Annotated in this window: 15 protein-coding genes; 13 read left to right on the top strand and 2 right to left on the bottom strand. The window is 36.4% G+C overall.

What is annotated here, in order from left to right; translation table 11 throughout:
• The first annotated feature begins 22 nt into the window (after positions 1 to 22).
• The 4 genes from IPM56_05870 (at position 23) to IPM56_05855 (ending at position 4,837) form a co-directional block, all read left to right on the top strand.
• Positions 23 to 913, top strand: coding sequence for a 1,4-dihydroxy-2-naphthoate polyprenyltransferase (locus IPM56_05870; protein QQS37482.1), 891 nt, complete (start codon positions 23 to 25; stop codon positions 911 to 913).
• A complete protein-coding gene (gene menC / locus IPM56_05865; protein ID QQS37481.1) occupies positions 910 to 1,941 on the top strand; it encodes an o-succinylbenzoate synthase in 1,032 nt (343 codons plus the stop codon). Before IPM56_05870 ends, menC begins: the two co-directional genes overlap by 4 nt.
• Entirely contained in the window at positions 1,941 to 3,392 is a 1,452-nt protein-coding gene (menE, locus tag IPM56_05860) for an o-succinylbenzoate--CoA ligase (GenBank protein ID QQS37480.1), read from the top strand. The genes menC and menE overlap by 1 nt, the downstream gene beginning before the upstream one ends.
• An 80-nt stretch (positions 3,393 to 3,472) precedes the next feature.
• Entirely contained in the window at positions 3,473 to 4,837 is a 1,365-nt protein-coding gene (locus IPM56_05855; GenBank protein ID QQS37479.1) for an FAD-dependent oxidoreductase, read from the top strand.
• A 42-nt stretch (positions 4,838 to 4,879) separates the two neighbouring features.
• On the opposite strand, the gene IPM56_05850 is transcribed toward IPM56_05855, so the two are convergent.
• Positions 4,880 to 5,275, bottom strand: a complete 396-nt coding sequence (locus IPM56_05850; GenBank protein QQS37478.1) for an acyl-CoA thioesterase — start codon at positions 5,273 to 5,275, stop codon at positions 4,880 to 4,882.
• A 122-nt stretch (positions 5,276 to 5,397) separates the two neighbouring features.
• On the opposite strand from IPM56_05850, the gene IPM56_05845 reads away from it, so the two are divergent.
• Positions 5,398 to 5,805, top strand: a complete 408-nt coding sequence (locus IPM56_05845; protein QQS37477.1) for a YbaN family protein — start codon at positions 5,398 to 5,400, stop codon at positions 5,803 to 5,805.
• A gap of 35 nt (positions 5,806 to 5,840) precedes the next feature.
• Here the strand turns inward: IPM56_05845 and IPM56_05840 are convergent, their stop codons facing one another.
• A complete protein-coding gene (locus IPM56_05840; protein ID QQS37476.1) occupies positions 5,841 to 6,602 on the bottom strand; it encodes a carbon-nitrogen family hydrolase in 762 nt (253 codons plus the stop codon).
• 170 nt (positions 6,603 to 6,772) lie between these two features.
• Between IPM56_05840 and asd the strand changes: the two genes are divergently transcribed.
• From asd to IPM56_05800, 8 genes are all read left to right on the top strand, one after another.
• On the top strand, positions 6,773 to 7,819 hold the full coding sequence (gene asd, locus IPM56_05835) for an aspartate-semialdehyde dehydrogenase (protein ID QQS37475.1): 1,047 nt from the start codon (positions 6,773 to 6,775) through the stop codon (positions 7,817 to 7,819).
• A 124-nt stretch (positions 7,820 to 7,943) separates the two neighbouring features.
• Positions 7,944 to 9,374 (top strand): PAS domain-containing protein, encoded by a 1,431-nt coding sequence (locus IPM56_05830; protein QQS37474.1) that lies wholly within the window; start codon positions 7,944 to 7,946, stop codon positions 9,372 to 9,374.
• Positions 9,375 to 9,384: 10 nt separating this feature from the next.
• Entirely contained in the window at positions 9,385 to 10,740 is a 1,356-nt protein-coding gene (locus IPM56_05825; protein QQS37473.1) for a sigma-54-dependent Fis family transcriptional regulator, read from the top strand.
• 243 nt (positions 10,741 to 10,983) lie between these two features.
• The gene (locus tag IPM56_05820) at positions 10,984 to 11,343 is read left to right on the top strand and encodes a hypothetical protein (GenBank protein ID QQS37472.1); all 360 of its coding nucleotides are present in this window, start codon (positions 10,984 to 10,986) and stop codon (positions 11,341 to 11,343) included.
• Positions 11,344 to 11,616: 273 nt separating this feature from the next.
• On the top strand, positions 11,617 to 11,955 hold the full coding sequence (locus IPM56_05815) for a cytochrome c (GenBank protein QQS37471.1): 339 nt from the start codon (positions 11,617 to 11,619) through the stop codon (positions 11,953 to 11,955).
• Between the two features lie 42 nt (positions 11,956 to 11,997).
• Positions 11,998 to 14,211, top strand: a complete 2,214-nt coding sequence (locus IPM56_05810) for a cytochrome c3 family protein (GenBank protein QQS37470.1) — start codon at positions 11,998 to 12,000, stop codon at positions 14,209 to 14,211.
• A 47-nt stretch (positions 14,212 to 14,258) separates the two neighbouring features.
• Positions 14,259 to 15,752: a NapC/NirT family cytochrome c gene (locus tag IPM56_05805; protein QQS37469.1), complete on the top strand. Its 1,494-nt coding sequence runs from the start codon at positions 14,259 to 14,261 to the stop codon at positions 15,750 to 15,752.
• Positions 15,753 to 15,857: 105 nt separating this feature from the next.
• Complete coding sequence (locus tag IPM56_05800) at positions 15,858 to 17,342, top strand: M20/M25/M40 family metallo-hydrolase (GenBank protein QQS37468.1); 1,485 nt, start codon at positions 15,858 to 15,860, stop codon at positions 17,340 to 17,342.
• Positions 17,343 to 17,516: the final 174 nt, after the last annotated feature.

Here is a 17,516-nt window from a genome sequence, read left to right as displayed (position 1 = left end):
TATGGTCTAATCTCTATTAATTATGGTAAAGGTTGTAACATCAAAATTTAACTCCTGGATTTTAGCAAGCAGACCAAAAACTTTGTTAGCAGCATTTGTTCCTGTGATGGTTGGATCTGCATTAGCAATTAATCAAAATAAATTTGAATGGCATCTATCTGCAATCGCACTTCTCTGCTCAATACTGATTCAGGTCGGAACAAATTTTACAAATGATCTGTTCGATTTTTATAAAGGCGCTGATACCGACAAACGTAAAGGTCCGGCAAGAGTTTTAGCAAGTGGTTTAATTTCAATTAATGAAATGAAAACCGGAATTGCAGTTGTGTTCGGTTTAGCTTTTCTTCTTGGACTTTATTTAGTATTTACTTCAGGGATACTGATATTGATTATCGGGATACTCTCAATCATTGCTGGTATAGCATATACAGCAGGACCGTTCCCGCTGGCTTATAAAGGGCTTGGTGACATCGCATCGTTTATATTCTTTGGGTTGGTTGGAACTGTCGGCACATTTTATTTGCATACAAATGAAATATCATTTATCGCTGTGATGACTTCGGTTCCTGTTGGCGCATTGATCACTAACATTCTCGTTGTAAATAATTTCAGAGATATAGACGAAGATAGAGCAGCGGGAAAAAATACACTTGCGGTAAAACTTGGTAAAACTTTTTCGATTTATGAGTTTATCTTTTTTAATGTTATTTCATTTTTAGTTCCGCTCGTGCTGTACGCACAATATAATTTTGGTTACTGGATTTTTTTAACATATATATTAATTCCGCTGGCATTTATTCTTACGAGAATGTTATACACTCTTAACGGGACACAGTTAAACAAAACACTTGAACTCACCGCTAAATTTTCAGCAATGTACGGAGTTCTGTTTTCTATAGGATTGGCAATATGAAAAAACTCGAGCTAAGTTATCTTCCTTATGAATTTAAATTGAAAAAAACATTTGCTACATCAGGCATTAGTTTTAATTCGCGAAAAGGATTCATTGTAAGTCTTACAAGCGAAAATGGTAAATCGGGTGTTGGTGATTGTGCACCCTTTCCTGAATTTAGTTCTGAAACTTATGAAGAAGCCGAACTCGCATTATCAAAGAGTGAATTGCATGTTAAGATTGACAAACTCGATCCGCTAAACAGCATAGAAGAAAGTTTAAAACCACTTCACCACTTCCCTGCTTTAAGGCATGGTGTAGAACAGGCATTGCTTTCACTCGTTTGTTCTGAAATGAACATGCATCTTTCGGAATTACTTAGCGTGAATCCAAAAGATATTGTAAAAGTGAATGCAGTACTTGGGATGGTAAGCACTGAGGAAGCCCTTGATGAAGTCAAATCATTTTTAGCTAAAGGATATTCAACTGTAAAAGTAAAATCAGGTCGTGATAATTTTGAAGACGATTATAACCTTATAAAAAAACTGCGTGAAGAATTCGGGAATATAATCTCATTACGAATTGACTCAAATGGAAAATGGAATGTTGAAGGCGCAAAAGTTTTTCTTAACAGGCTTGAAGAATTTGATATTGAATATGCTGAGCAACCGGTTGCTGGTAACGATGAAATGTCAGAGCTAAAATCGTTTACTAAAATTCCCCTGGCAGTTGATGAGTCATTAAGAACAAATGATGATGCGCTTGATATAATCATCAACGGAACTGCAGATGTGCTTATCCTTAAACCAATGATGATAGGCGGATTGATTCCGACATTACAGATAATTGATAACGCAAAACGATCAGGAATTAAATGCGTAATCTCATCATCATTTGAATCAGCAGTGGGGAGAGCTTTTGCAACATTCGCTGCAGCTTGTATTGAAGATGATGTTGCCCACGGTTTAAGTGTCGGCGAATATTTTGAAGAAGACATAGAACAATTTATTCTTCCGATAAGAAATGGATTTATAAGTTTGAAGAAATAATGAAAAGTATTAAGAATCTCCTTTTCACTTCTTCGATTTACGATAAAAACACTCCGGTTCTCATCAACAATGAAAATTCTCTAACTCCATTTGAACTCGAACTTTCATTAAACAGGTATGCACATACTCTAAAATCTTCCGGGGTTTCAAAAGGTGAATTGGTCCCGATCTTGCTTGATAACAATATCAACTTTATTGTAACGGTGATTTCATTGTGGAGAGTTGGTGCAGTGCCTGTTCCATTAAGTACAAAACAGCTTAACTCTGAATTATTTGCTAAGCTTGATTTTCTGAATAGTCGTCTTTTAATAACCGATAATCTTTTTAACGGATTAAATGCAAAATCCATAAGAACGATTTCTGTCCCCTCAAAAGATTTTAATAAACATGAATTAGTAGAACATAATACTCCTGGCGAAGAAGAAATTGCTGTTATCATTTTCACATCAGGAAGTTCAAGTAAACCTAAAGCAGTTCAGCTTAGTTTCAGAAATTTATTTGCAGGTGCTCTGGCTTCTGATCAATTGCTCAAACATACTGAATCGGATAAATGGCTTGCCTCACTTCCCTTCTTTCACATTGGCGGATTTTCAATCTTAACACGTTCGTTGATTTTTGGAATTCCAGTTATTCTCCCTGAAGATATTGATGCTAAGTCAATTTCAGTTAGTATTGAAAAATTTCATCCGACATTGATTTCACTTGTTGCCGCACAACTTTCAGAATTATTAAAAATTGATTTTGAATTTTCATCAATCAAAAATTGTTTGATCGGCGGCGGACCATCTTCATCATCACTAATGACGGAAGCTATAAATAAAGGATGGAAAGTATCAAAGGTTTACGGTTCAACCGAAACTTCCGCTATGGTTGCAGGTTTCTCCGTTAATGATTATCCGGAAAAAATAAATTCATCCGGAAAAATATTTGATGATGTCAAGATCAGAATTGTTGATGAATCAGGAAAGGAATTAAGTAGTAACAATGAAGGTGAAATTCATATTAAATCTGACTCCGTTATGCCAGGATATTTAAATAATCCTGAACTCACATCACAACTTCTGGTTGATGGCTTGTATCACACTGGTGATTTTGGCTACCTGGATGATGAAGGATTTTTGTTCATCACTTCACGCAGATCAGATATTATAGTTACAGGTGGTGAGAATGTAAATACTTTTGAAGTAGAAAATGTTATACTCTCAAATGAATATGTTAGTGAAACATCGGTTGTAGGAATTGCTGATGAGAAGTGGGGACAAGTTGTGTGTGCAGCAGTTGTATTAAAGAATAATTTTAGTCTTTCTGAATCTGAATTGAAAATTTTTCTAAAAGAAAATCTTGCGTCATTCAAAATTCCGAAAAAGTTTATCTTCATTGATGAGTTGCCAAAGTCTCCACTCAGTAAAATCGAAAAAGAAAAAATCCGTGCGATGTTTACTGTTGAATAATTTTCACTAAATTCCTTCCACAATCCTTCAGAGTTATAACCTTCAGTTAAAAATATTTTTCATTTCAATCAAGGAGTGATATGAAGAGACGAGACTTCATTAAAACTACAGGTGTTGCTGCAGCCGGTTCTATAATTCTTCCGCGATTTTCATTCGCGAACATTAAATCTAAAAATGTAATCATTATCGGAGCCGGAATATCGGGACTTGCCGCCGCATACAAGCTTAAACAAAATGGAATAAATGTTACGCTGATCGAAGCAAGAAACAGGATCGGCGGAAGAATCTTCACTCACAGTTTTCCCGATGAAAACCTGACTTGCGAGCTTGGTGCAGAATGGGTTGGAATGTCTCACACAAGATTAATAGAATTATGCAAAGAGTTCGGATTGGAACTACAGAATCACCAGTTTGAAACTGATTTGATCATGAATAGTGAATACAAAAAATCAGGTGAATGGGATTTTTCTCCTGAGTGGAATAAGAAATATGAAGCATTACTAAAGTCTTTCAATGATCTTCCTGAAGATTCACAACTCAAAAAAGATTTTGACAAACTTGATTGGTGGAGATATCTTGTAAACAACGGGATAAACGAAAAAGATCTTGAACTCAAAGAACTTCTCGACAGCACAGATTTTGGCGAAACAATACGACAGGTCTCTGCTTATGCAGGTATAGCTGAGTATGCTGAATCAAGTGAAAAGAATGAAATGGATTTTCATATCAAGGGTGGTAACAGTCAAATAATATTTAAGCTTGCTGAAGCAGTCGGTAATGAAAATATTATTCTTAAAACCAAAGCAATAAAGGTTGAACAGAAAAGCGGGAAAGTATTTGTCCACTGTGATAACGGCGCATCATACGAAGGCGACAATGTGATATGCACGATACCAACATACGCGTTATTAAAAATTGATTGGCAGCCATTGTTATCTAAGAATTATCTCGAAGCATTAAACGAACTTCAGTATTCAAGGATAATAAAATCATCTGTACTTTTTAAAGAGCGATTCTGGAAGAATGAATCACTTGATATGATAACTGATACACTACCTCATTATTTTTTTCATTCAACAAAAAATCAAACCGGCACAAAAGGAATACTTACATCCTACGCAGTTGGGGACAGAGCTTATGTTCTATCAAAGATGAAACAAGACAAAAAGATTGATGAGATTTGTGCTGCTTTACAACCCGCATTCGGTGATGTGAAAAAATATGCGGAAAATCTCGTAAGCTACTATTGGGGTTCTGATGCTTTTACTCAGGGCGCTTATGCTATTTACAATAAACATCAATGGCTTGAAGTAAGAGCTGAGCTAAATAAAAACCACGATCGAGTTTATTTTGCCGGTGAACATCTCGCAGACTGGCAGGGTTTTATGGAAGGTGCTATTAACTCAGGTGAAGAAGCGGCTGAAAAAATAATCGGGACGTTTTGAATATTTTCAGGGCGCAAAATATGCGCCCCTACATTTTATAATTCAAACAGCGTTTAATTTTTTATTTATTACTTCAGGGATATTAATCTTTTTCCAGTTCTTTCTATCAACAAAGACGTGAACGGTCATCACAGTGTTGGTTACTTCCCCGTTTTCATTTTTGCAGATATATTCAAGTTCAAATGATGATGATTTTATTTGCGTCACATTTAGCTCAATTGTAATCACATCACCATACTTAATTGCTTTGGAATATGTTGCTTCACTTTTAATTATGGGGACAATATATTCTTCATTATTCCAATAGCTTTCATTTAGCTTAAAACTATTAATGAGTTCTTCATAAGCTGAATGGCAATAGTCAAATATTTTTGAATAGAAAATTATTCCTGCAGGATCGCAGTCATAAAAGCTTACTTTTCTTTTGATGGATATCATATCGTTAAGATTCGGATTGTGGTAAATCTTTTTTATACAAATATAAACTAATTCAATTTGTGATATTAACTTAAAATTTTATTTTTGGGTTACCGATCAGGAAAAAAATTACAAAGGAAAAATTGTTGTCAGAACAAAAAGAATATACTCAAGTAGTTTCTCCTGTTGCTAAATACCTATACATTGCCGCAGGCTTTTTGCTGGTTGCTATTGGGGTAATCGGAATTTTTCTGCCGCTTCTGCCGACGACAATTTTCCTGATTCTTGCATCGATTTGTTTTGTTAAAAGTTCACCTCGTGCAAATGAATGGCTTCGAAATCATAAAGTGCTTGGCGGTTATATAGACAATTACCAGAATAAAACCGGGCTAACAGTTCAATCCAAAATTATAAATATCGCTTTGTTGTGGATTTCTATTTCTTTGTCTGCAATTTTTCTTACTGATGAGCTGTATATAAAGTTGCTCTTATTTGGAATTGCAGTTGGGGTGACATTCCATTTGTTGATGGTTAAGACAAAAAAAATTTAGGACTTCACGCAAAGACGCTAAGTCGCAAAGAATACTTAAATCAATCTCATATCATCCAAAAACGGAAACTTAGTTCTTACTTCTTTTACCTTTTCTAAACTTAGTTCGGCAACAAACACTCCTTCTTCATTTTCAACTGAGAGTAGTTCATTCCCCATAGGATCAAAAACACTTGAGTAACCGTTGTAATGTAGTTTGGGATCATCGCCAACTCTGTTAACTCCCACGACATAACATTGATTTTCTATTGCTCTGGCTTTAAGTAAAGTCCGCCAGTGTTCAATTCTTGTCACAGGCCAGTTTGCAATGTTAACGATTAATTCTGTCCGTGCTTTTCCATATTGTCTGTATAGCTCGGGGAACCTTAGGTCATAACAGATCGACAATCCTGTATTAAATTCCTGAACTTTAGTCACCACAGTTGTGTTGCCTTTTTCATAGTGAAGGTTCTCATCTGAGTATGAGAACGGATGAATTTTTCTGTAATGATTTTTTAGCATACCATCACTTGTTATATGAAGTAACGTGTTAAAGTACTTATCATTTTCAACTTCGATTATTCCAGCAAGCACATCACAACTATTCTTTACAGCCATATCAGAAAAATATTTGAAGCTGTCTCCTTCGCTTACCTCTGCCATTTTTTTGCTGTTCATTGTAAAACCTGTAAGTGTCATTTCAGGAAGAACGATTACATCAAACTTTGCGTTACACTTTTTGATGAGCGAATTAATTTTTTCCTGATTTGCGCTTTTATTTTCCCACACCGGTGAATACTGAACTAAACCTATTTTCATAAAATTCCTTTTGATTAAGAGCTAATAATAAAAGATGACATCTTTCTTTAGTAACACTCAGCCTTAGCCTTAACTTCAGCCTTGTGCAATTCTTCATCTTACTCTTTATTTAAAAAATTTGTACTTTCACATCCGAAATTAAATCACTTTTAAATTAGAAAACAGGAAAGATGAGTACAAATACAAAAATTCAGGTCGGTGTGTTAGGTGCAACAGGAAGTGTCGGTCAAAAGTTTATTGAATTGTTATCGAATCATCCCTGGTTTGAAGTTGCCGAAGTCGCAGCTTCAGAAAAATCAGCAGGTAAGAAATATAAAGAAGCCGTGAACTGGTTTTTATCATCATCTATTCCGGATTCAGTTTCAGAATTAGTAGTAAAAGCATGCGAACCAAATTTAAAAAGTAAGTTAGTTTTTTCCGGACTTGATTCTTCAGTAGCCGGTGAAGTGGAAACTGCCTTTGCGAATGCCGGTTACATTGTTGTATCAAATTCAAAAAATCATCGTATGGATATAGATGTTCCGTTGCTCGTCCCCGAAGTTAATGGTGATCATCTTGAACTTATAAAAATTCAAAAGTTTAACGGCGGCTGTATTGTGACTAATCCCAACTGTTCTGTGATTGGATTGGTCATTGCTCTTAAACCTCTGCTGGACAATTTCGGTTTGGAAGCTGTGAATGTAGTAACGATGCAGGCACTTTCCGGCGCGGGCTATCCCGGCGTTGCGAGTCTTGATTGTATTGATAATGTAATTCCATTTATCGGAGGTGAAGAACCGAAAGTGGAAGCAGAGCCAAGAAAAATTTTCGGCTCACTTAATTCAACGTCAATAAAAGATTTGGATTTAAAAGTTAGTGCTCAATGTAACAGAGTGCAGGTTATTGACGGACATACAGAATGTGTGCAGGTTAAGTTGACAAAACAAACATCGGAAAAAGAAATAATTGATGTGTGGAAAAAGTTTAAAGCTGAACCGCAGGTTCTTGGTTTACCTTTAGCGCCGTTAAATCCTATTTACTATTTTGAAAATGAAAAATATCCGCAGCCGCGTATTCACAGGAACATTGATAAAGGCATGGCTGTTTCCATCGGCAGATTAAGGAAAGACACACTGCTTGATTACAAGTTTGTAATACTTTCGCATAACACAGTCAGAGGCGCTGCCGGCGGTGCGATTCTTTGCGCAGAATTGATGAAAGCAAAAGGATATTTATAATAAATTCAAATAAATAGAACTTTTTCTTTACCAGGTTTGTTTTCTGTTTTATCTTATAACTTTCTTAACTAAATCCCAATTAGTATTTTTGTAACGATAATTTTTAAAATTGCCGTATAACCGGATGAATCAACCTACATACAATTTCGATTTCAGACTATTTGATAGTTTTGTCGATTACTTTTTCGTTATATCATCAGATGGCGAAATCTTAAAAGCGAATCAATCAGCTTCAACAAAATTTGGGTTAAATGGAAAAGGTGCAAAACCATTTTCTGATTTGCTTGAAACTTCTTACAAGGATAAAACTTTAAACTCATTCAACAAATGTATTGAAACCGGAAAGAGTGAAAGAATAACTTCAAAGTTCACTAACGGCAATTCACTTTATGATGTTGAACTACTCTTCATAGCTCCGGAAAATAGTGCTAAAGCAAATTTTGTTTTTCTTACCGCGCATGATTTAACAGAAGAATGGAAAAAAGAAGACGATCTTCTCAGGTTTTACTATGTGTCCGAGAATACCGTTAATCCGCTCCAGATAACAGACCTTGAAGGGAAAATGATTTATGTTAATCCTTCGTTCTGCCATGTCAGCGGATTCAATAAGGAGGAACTGCTTGGACAAAAACCAAGTATCTTCGGCAGCGGAAAAAATTCCAAACGATACTGGTCTAAAATGTGGCAGACAATCACTGACGGCAAAGTCTGGGTTGGTGAGGTTGAAAATAAAAAGAAGAATGGTGAACCGTTCTATACACAACTGCTTATCTCCCCTATCGTTGATCGTGAAGGAAAAGTAACAGGATTTTTCGGCGTTCACCGAGACCTTAGCGAAAAAAGGGTTTTGGAAAAACAGTTGATCCATACACAAAAAATGGAAAGTATAGGAACACTCGCAGCAGGTATTGCTCACGAAGTCGGTAATCCGCTTGCATCAATTTCTGCCCTTGTACAGGTTGCGCAGCGCTCAACTCAGGACCCTTTTATAAATGAAAAACTTGGATTGGTAAAAAGCCAGATCACAAGGATTTCAAAGATCATACGTGACCTTGTTGATTTTTCCCGACCATCTAACTATGAATTAAGACTGACCGACATCAATCAAAATATTATTGAAGCAGTTGAGATAACCAGGGTTGGAACAAAAGCAAAAGATATAGAATTTAAACTCGAACTTGATGAAAAGATCCCGCTCCTCCCTCTCATCGCCGACCAGATACAGCAGGTCTTTGTGAACATTCTCCTAAACGCCGTTGACGCAATTTCCGAAGTTGATGAAGCACGGAAACATTGTATCTCATCCAGGTCAGATATTAATCCTTCTGAAGATACTGTAATAATAACTTTTTCGGATTCAGGCAAAGGTATAAGTGAAGAAAATTATGCAAAAGTATTTGAACCATTCTTCACTACGAAAAAAGAAGGTAAAGGAACCGGGCTGGGACTCTGGGTCAGTTACGGAATTGTAAAAAGTTTCCAGGGAGATATAAAAGTTAAAAGCCAAATGAACAAAGGAACGACTTTTATCATTACATTACCAATACATCCATAAAGGGAAAATAATGGCAGAAAGAATTTTAGTTGTTGATGATGAAGATATAATACGTGAATCACTTTCCTTCATATTAAAGAAGGAAGGTTATTACGTTCAGGAAGCTGAGAACGGAAGAGTAGCTTACGATAAAATACTCGAAGAGACATTTGATCTTGTTATAACCGATCTTGAGATGCCTGAAATGAAAGGGCTTGAACTGTTACAGGAAATCAAGAAGCTGAATATTCAGACATCCATAATCATAATCACAGCGTTCGGTTCTTTAGATACGGCTATATCTGCATTAAGAAATGGTGCAAGCGACTATATACTTAAACCGGTTGAATTTGATGAACTGATAATTAAAGTTAAGAGGTTATTCGAAGTTAAAGATCTTGTTCTTGAGAACAGGATTCTGAAAAAAGAAATACAACGCAATTTTGATTTTGAGAATATTGTAGGTAAAAGTACCGCTATACAAAAAATTTATGATATGATTCAAACGGTTGCTGAAACTGATTCAACAGTATTGATAAGCGGGAACAGCGGTACAGGAAAAGAACTTGTTGCCCGCGCTTTACACTTTAAAAGCAGAAGAAAAAACAAACCATTCATTGCTGTTAACTGCGGTGCTATTTCAGAGAACCTGATTGAGAGCGAATTATTCGGACATAAAAAAGGCGCATTCACCGGTGCAATCACTGACAAAGAAGGTTATATGAAAGCCGCAGACGGCGGTACTTTATTCCTCGATGAGATAAGTGAGATGCCTCCACAGTTACAGGTAAAATTACTCAGAGCATTGCAGGAAAAAGAATACACTCCTGTTGGTACAACTCTATCGCTTCCTGTTAATGTAAGATTTATTGCTACAACAAACCGGGATCTGAAAGAAGAAGTAAAGGCAGGAAGATTCCGTGAAGACCTGTACTACAGGTTAAACGTAATAGATATTAATCTACCCTCTCTTAAAGAACGTGAAGAAGATATTCCGCTTCTGGCTGATCACTTCCTGAACAAATACAGAACAGACTTGAAAAAGAATGTTAAAGGTATTGACAGTGAGGCGATGCGCGCACTGATAAATTATGACTGGCGTGGTGAAGTCCGAGAACTTGAAAACATAATTGAACGGGCAGTAATATTCTGCAAAGAAGAATTCATTACACTTAAAGATCTTCCCCAGATATTCCGTCCGAATGCTGAATCCGTTGACTTCAATCTTAGCGGTTCATTGGAAGAATCTACAAAGAAGTTTGAACGGGAGATCATTTTAAAAGCTTTAGCGGGAAATGATTACAACAAAGAAAAAGCTGCTGAAGTACTTCAGGTAGGTCTTTCTACCTTATATAGAAAATTAAAAGAGCTTGATATAAAAGCTTAATTTCTAAACACTTTTTTTTGCCCTATTCTCAAAGATTATAAATAATCTCCTCTTTATTTTCAGAAACGAGAATGGAAAACGTGTTTCATCTTTCGATATAACCCCTTTCTAATTATTTCACTTCGATTTTTTCGCTCTTTGCTAATAAATACTAAATCTGATTAAGGATAGTATGTTGGCACATAAATGGAATAAATCCGTACCGGCTCATCATAGCCATATAGAAAAATTACTTAAATAGTTATGAAAATAGTTTTTTATAGTCCCGATTTCAGCATGTGTTACAGTATACTGATGTATTTGCAGGACAAGTACAAAGTAAGTGTAACAAATGATGTGAGTGCCGTGAAGTCACTCATTGATTGTGATGCAGTTATCCTGGATATGGAGCCTTCCGATAAAACCAAAAATCTTCTAGAGGAAATAAAAAAGATAACTCCGGCGATGAAGATTATACTTACCTATGTGTTTAAACCTCAGAGCAAGGAAGCTGAATCATCCATCCGTCATTTCGTTGATTCTATATTTTATAAACCATTCGATCTTAATGAAGTCAGTTCCAAACTATCTACACTTGAAAGCAAACTGACTCCATCCGTCTGACGTTCCTCTTGATAAAAAAAATTAAAGGACATTTAATAAATTTTTATCTATCTTGATTCCCAACTCCAAGTGGATATTGCAGATAACCGACTAACAATTGGTGCGGTTTCATTCTAAATCTTGCGAAATAATAACTTTTAGCTTCTCAAAGATGAGAAGCTCACTCAAAAATTGTTGATATTATCAGCGATATTTTCGGTTAAAAGGTGGTATTGTCTTTGTAATTGTGAGGCGAATTCGTATTAAAGACAAACCGAAATGGAGTTTTGAAAAATGAAAAATCTGATGATGTACTTACTGTTTGTTGTTTCGATAGTGTTGTTATTTGGATTCGCGTATTCATATGCTCAGAATACTGAACCAGAAGGTCAAAAAATATTTGTTGAAAAAAAATGCGGTAGCTGTCATTCTGTAAACTCAGTTGAATTAACTTCAAAGAAAAAAGATGCTGTTGATTTATCAGTAACAGGTTCAAACAGGACTGCGGATTTTCTGACTAAGTACTTAAAGAAAGCAGAAAAATTAGATGGTAAAGATCACAAGACAGCTTTTAAGGGAACAGACGAAGAACTTAAAGCTCTTGTCAGTTGGCTTGTATCATTAAAGAAATAGAAAAACTAAACGAGAATTACCTTTCAAAAATATTTACTCTTTATGAAGGCAAACCTGATAAGTCAATCCGGAAACAATTTGTTTAAAATTGCAAATCATCCTTTTGTATTCCTGATCTTTCTTTTATGCTTAGTTTACTCTCCTCTTGCAACAGCACAATCCAATGATGATTGCCTGATGTGTCACAGTGACAATGAACTAACGATGGAGAAAAACGGCAAAGAGATTTCACTGTTCGTTAAAGAAGACGCTCTCAAATCATCTGTACACGCCAAACTCAATTGTGTATCTTGTCATAAAGGATTTGATCCTGAAAATCTTCCTCACGCTGAAAACATTAAAGAGATAGACTGTTCAGGCTGCCATCAAAAAGCTTTAACACAACATTCGTTTCACCCGCAAATCATCAAATCAAAAGGAACCGGAAAGACCCCGGATACTTCGTGTAAAAATTGTCATGGTATTCATGATGTAGTCCGTGTTGATAATCCAAAAAGTAAATGGAACAGGCAGAATATTGAAGTATCATGCGGCAAATGTCATAAGGATGCTTCCGAGCATTACAGCCTTTCCAATCATTCTGAGGCTTTCAAAAATGGTGATACAGGCGCACCAAGTTGTATAACATGTCACAGCTCTGCAATTACAAAATCATCTTTTGGCGACAACAAGGTTGATAAGAAGATTGCACAGGAAAAATTGTGCTTATCGTGTCACCTTGATGACGATGATGTACGAAAAAGGACCACGCCGTCTGCCGGATTTATTCATGCTTACGACAAAAGTGTTCACGGCTTTGCGTTACATAATAACAAAAATGGTGACGCCGCAAGCTGCACCGATTGTCACGATTCACATAAGATCATTAAGGGAACTGATTCACGTTCGACAGTTTATAAGCTGAACATTCCTGAGACATGTGGTAAATGTCATAGTTCCATTAAAGAAGAGTATTATGAAAGTATTCACGGTCAGTTTGTTCTTAAAGGAAATAATGATGCACCTTCCTGTACAAACTGTCATGGTGAGCATAACATTCTTAAGACTGATGATCCTAACGCGCCCGTAGCCTTCCAAAATGTTTCTAAAGAAATTTGTTCGCCCTGCCACGAATCAGTAAAACTCTCCGAGAAATACGGACTTTCAGCAAACAGGTATAAAACTTTCTCTGAATCATATCACGGACTTGCATTGACCGGCGGCTCTGCTGCTGTTGCAAACTGCGGAAGTTGTCACGGCGTTCATAACATAAAACCTTCTTCTGACCCGACCTCTATGGTTCATAAAGATAACCTGGTAAAAACGTGCGGTTCTTGTCACCCTGGTGCGAATACGACTTTCACGGAAGGTACTATCCACGTTACACTTGAAGAAGATGATGAACCGATACTTTACTGGATATCTACGACATATATTTTTCTTTTGATCTCAGTGTTAGGCGGAATGTTTGTCCATAATCTTCTCGACTTTATTAAAAAAGCAAAGATCAAAAAATTAAAACAACGCGGTAAGATAAGAGAAGAGCATCATGGACATTCATTGTATTTAAGGATGAACCTGAGCGAAAGAATACAACATGGTACAATGGCACTTAGCTTTATAATTCTTGTGATAACCGGATTTATGCTTCGTTACCCTGAATCATGGTGGGTAAGTCATATTCGTGATATATCCACTGATGCAGTCGAATACAGGAGCTGGATTCACAGAATTGCTGCAGTTGCTATGGTTATAATTTCTCTCTATCATATTTATTACGTGGCTTTTACTCAAAGAGGAAGACAATTAATTAAAGATCTTTTCCCAAAATACCAGGACCTTATTGATGCTATAGGCGTAGCCAAGTATAATCTTGGAATTTCAAAAACAAAACCAAAGCTTGACCGTTTCAGTTATATAGAAAAGGCTGAATACTGGGCATTGATATGGGGAACCATTGTAATGACTCTTACAGGTCTGTTGATGTGGGTTTACATTGATTATATCGGTGTCTTCTCAAAACTTGACTGGGATATTGCACGAACAATTCACTACTATGAAGCGTGGTTAGCTTTTCTCGCCATAGTTGTCTGGCATTTCTATTTTGTGATTTTTAATCCTGATATATATCCAATGAGCCTTGCCTGGTTTAAAGGAACAATTACCGAAGAGGAAATGGTTGAAGAACATCCGCTTGAACTTGAAAGAATAAAAAAGCAAAAAGCTGAAGAGAGACAAAAAACTTCAACCGATACGGAACAAGAAGACAACAGTTAACAGGTCTGAGTTAGTAAAATATATTTTCCTTATTTAGTGAGAATAAAATGCGAAACAGATTTCCTCATTATGTTTACAATCCAATAACTCTTACCGGCGCCGGAATTTCTTTAATCAGTTTTGGTTTAATTCTCTTCCTGTTTGTTCTGGACTTTTTCAGCTCGGAAGAGAATCCTTATATGGGTATTCTCACTTATATAATTATCCCCTCAATTTTAATTTTTGGTCTGCTTCTTATTGCCTTTGGAATTTACCGGGAACGTAAAAGAGAAAAATCCGGCAAGGTAAGAGAAAAAAGATTACCTGTTCTTGATTTGAACGATCCCAAAAAGCGGGCAATGTTTGTTACATTCTCATTAGGCACAATCATTTTGATGATGTTCTCAGCCTTCGGAAGTTTTAAAGCGTATGAATATACTGAAACAGATGAGTTCTGCGGAACTGTGTGCCACGCTGTGATGGAGCCTGAATACACCGCATATCTTGATTCACCGCATTCCAGGGTCGGATGCGTTGGCTGTCACATAGGTTCGGGAACAAGCTGGTATGTTAAATCAAAATTCTCCGGGGCATACCAGGTTTATTCAGTTCTGTTCAACAAATATTCCAGACCAATACCTACGCCAGTAAAAGAATTAAGACCCGCAGAAGGAACTTGTGAACAGTGTCATAATCCATCACACTTTTACAATGAGAAAAAAGTCGATCACACTTATTATTTATCGGATGAAGATAATACCGAATCAAATCTGAGTATGCTGATTAAAATCGGCGGCGGCAGAAGTGAGCTTGGTTCGATAGAAGGCATTCACTGGCATGTTAATCCTGATAATATCATTTCATACATTTATACTGATGAACGCAGGCTTGAAATTCCATGGGTAAAGGTAACATCTAAAGAAGGCAAGGAAACTATTTTCCGGCAAAAGGATGTTAACTTTGATGAGAAGAATTTTAATGCAGATAATCTTAGAACAATGGATTGTATAGATTGTCATAACAGACCATCTCATATTTATCACCAGCCTGATAAGATGGTTAACTTATTTTTATCTCAGGGGAAAATGAGTAAGAGTCTGCCGTTTATTAAAAGTATTTCTGTGCAATCGCTTGAAAAAGGATATACAACAAAGACGGCGGCTTTAGACAGCATCAGTTATGGAATTAATAACTTCTATATGACGAACTATCCGAAGATCTATCGCGACAGAAAAAATGAAATTGAATCGAATATCGAGCAGGTAAAAAAAATATATTCAAGAAATTATTTTCCCTATATGAATGCTGACTGGAAACATTTTCCAGATAATATCTCACACGTTTATACACCGGGCTGTTTCCGTTGTCATGACGGTAATCACGTTAGTGATGATGGAAAAGTTATATCAAATGATTGTAACAGTTGTCATACCATCATCTCGCAGACAGACAACTTCGGCAACACACGTGTAGATCTGAAAGGATTAAAATTCCAGCATCCGGTTGATGTAGGAGAGCAAATAGAAGACCTGCTATGCACTAATTGTCATGCAGGCGGATAAATAAAGGGGATTGGTTTTTACCAGTCGCAAAATTCATCAAATCAATGATAGTTGTATGCAACATCATAGATTCGTCATACCGTTTCCAAACTTCAGAGGTGAATTATGAAACAACTCTACAGTCTATTTTTATTTTTATTTCTAAGTCATTCCTTAATTGCCCAGGTTGATCCTGATGTTGAGGCAATAATAAATCGTGTGAACATTGATTCATTGACTAAATTTGTGAATGAACTTTCAGGAGAAGTTCCTGTAATCGTAGGTGGAGTGACACAAACAATTGTATCCAGGCACAAAAATTATCCGGGAAATAATCTTGCAGCACAACACATTAAAGAAAAACTGCAGGGCTATGGCTTAGTGACTTATGAACAGTCATTTTCAGTGACGGGTAAGAACATTTATGCAGTTAAAACCGGCTCTACATATCCTGATAAAAAGTATATTATTTGCGGGCACTTTGATTCAATGCCGAATGGAGCTATTGCACCCGGTGCTGATGATAATGCAAGCGGAACCGCTCTGGTGCTTGAAGCCGCAAGAGTGATGAATGATGTTTCAACCAAGTACACAATTATCTTTGCTCTCTGGGATGAAGAAGAACAGGGGTTGATCGGCAGTAAAGCATACGCAGATTCAGCCTGGAGAAATGCGGAGGATATTCAGGGAGTTTTGAATTTTGATATGGTAGCTTACGATGGAAACAATGATAACGTTGCTGAGATTCATACACGTACTGCCTCGATGACACTTTCAAATAAGATGATAGAAATTAATAATACTTACGGGATGGGACTTGTTCAATCAACAATTAATCCCGGGCTAACAGCAAGTGATCATTCGTCATTTTGGAACAGAAGTTACCAGGCAATTTTATTAATTGAAAATTACTACGGAGATTTTAATCCTCGTTATCATACTACGGGTGACAGGATCCAGTATTTTAATTTTCCATACTTTCTTAAGTGTGCAAAGCTTGGTATCGGTACATTCGCTTCGTTATCTGATGTAGATAATGTTGTGCCGGTTGAACTTGTTTCATTCTATGCTGTGAATGAAAAAAATAAAATCACTCTTTGCTGGACTACTGCTTCGGAAATTAATAATGCCGGATTTGAGTTGCAGAGATTGGAATTGAATAAGAGTAGTGAATGGGCTTCAGTTGCATTGATAAGCGGGAAAGGAAACAGTACAACGGCAAGCAACTACTTATACGAAGATTTTTTTGTTAACAGTTCTACAGTGTATAAATATCGGCTTAAACAAATTGACTACGATGGAACATTTACATATTCAAATGAAATTCTTGTCACCACTTTACCGGGAGAATTTAAACTATCGCAGAATTATCCTAATCCTTTCAATCCTGCTACTACAATCAATTGGGAACTCCCTCAGGGAGATTATGTTACTTTAAAAGTTTATAATTCACTCGGTGAAGAAATAGAAACTCTTCTTAATGAATGGCAGGAAGCAGGTGCTCATCAACTCGTTTATCATGTAAATAATTCCTTGCCGAGTGGAATATATTTTTACAAACTCCAGGTTGGGAATAAAACTTTCACTAAAAAAATGAGTTTGATGAAGTAGCAGCTGGTTATTTAAAATTCGATTAAGAACCGGTAGAAGATCAAAAAACTACCGGTTTTCTTTTGAAAAATGCAGAATAGCCTCAATTTGCAACCCCCTACATACCCTGTCTTAACTTGAGCCAAACTGATTCCACAAGGCTTAAAATGTCTTTCAAAAAGGAAATAATTGATA

The sequence above is a fragment of the Ignavibacteriales bacterium genome (genome assembly GCA_016700155.1).
GTDB lineage: Bacteria > Bacteroidota > Ignavibacteria > Ignavibacteriales > Ignavibacteriaceae.
The sequence above is the reverse complement of the archived record's forward strand: the minus strand, read 5'-3'. Positions and strand labels throughout refer to the sequence as shown.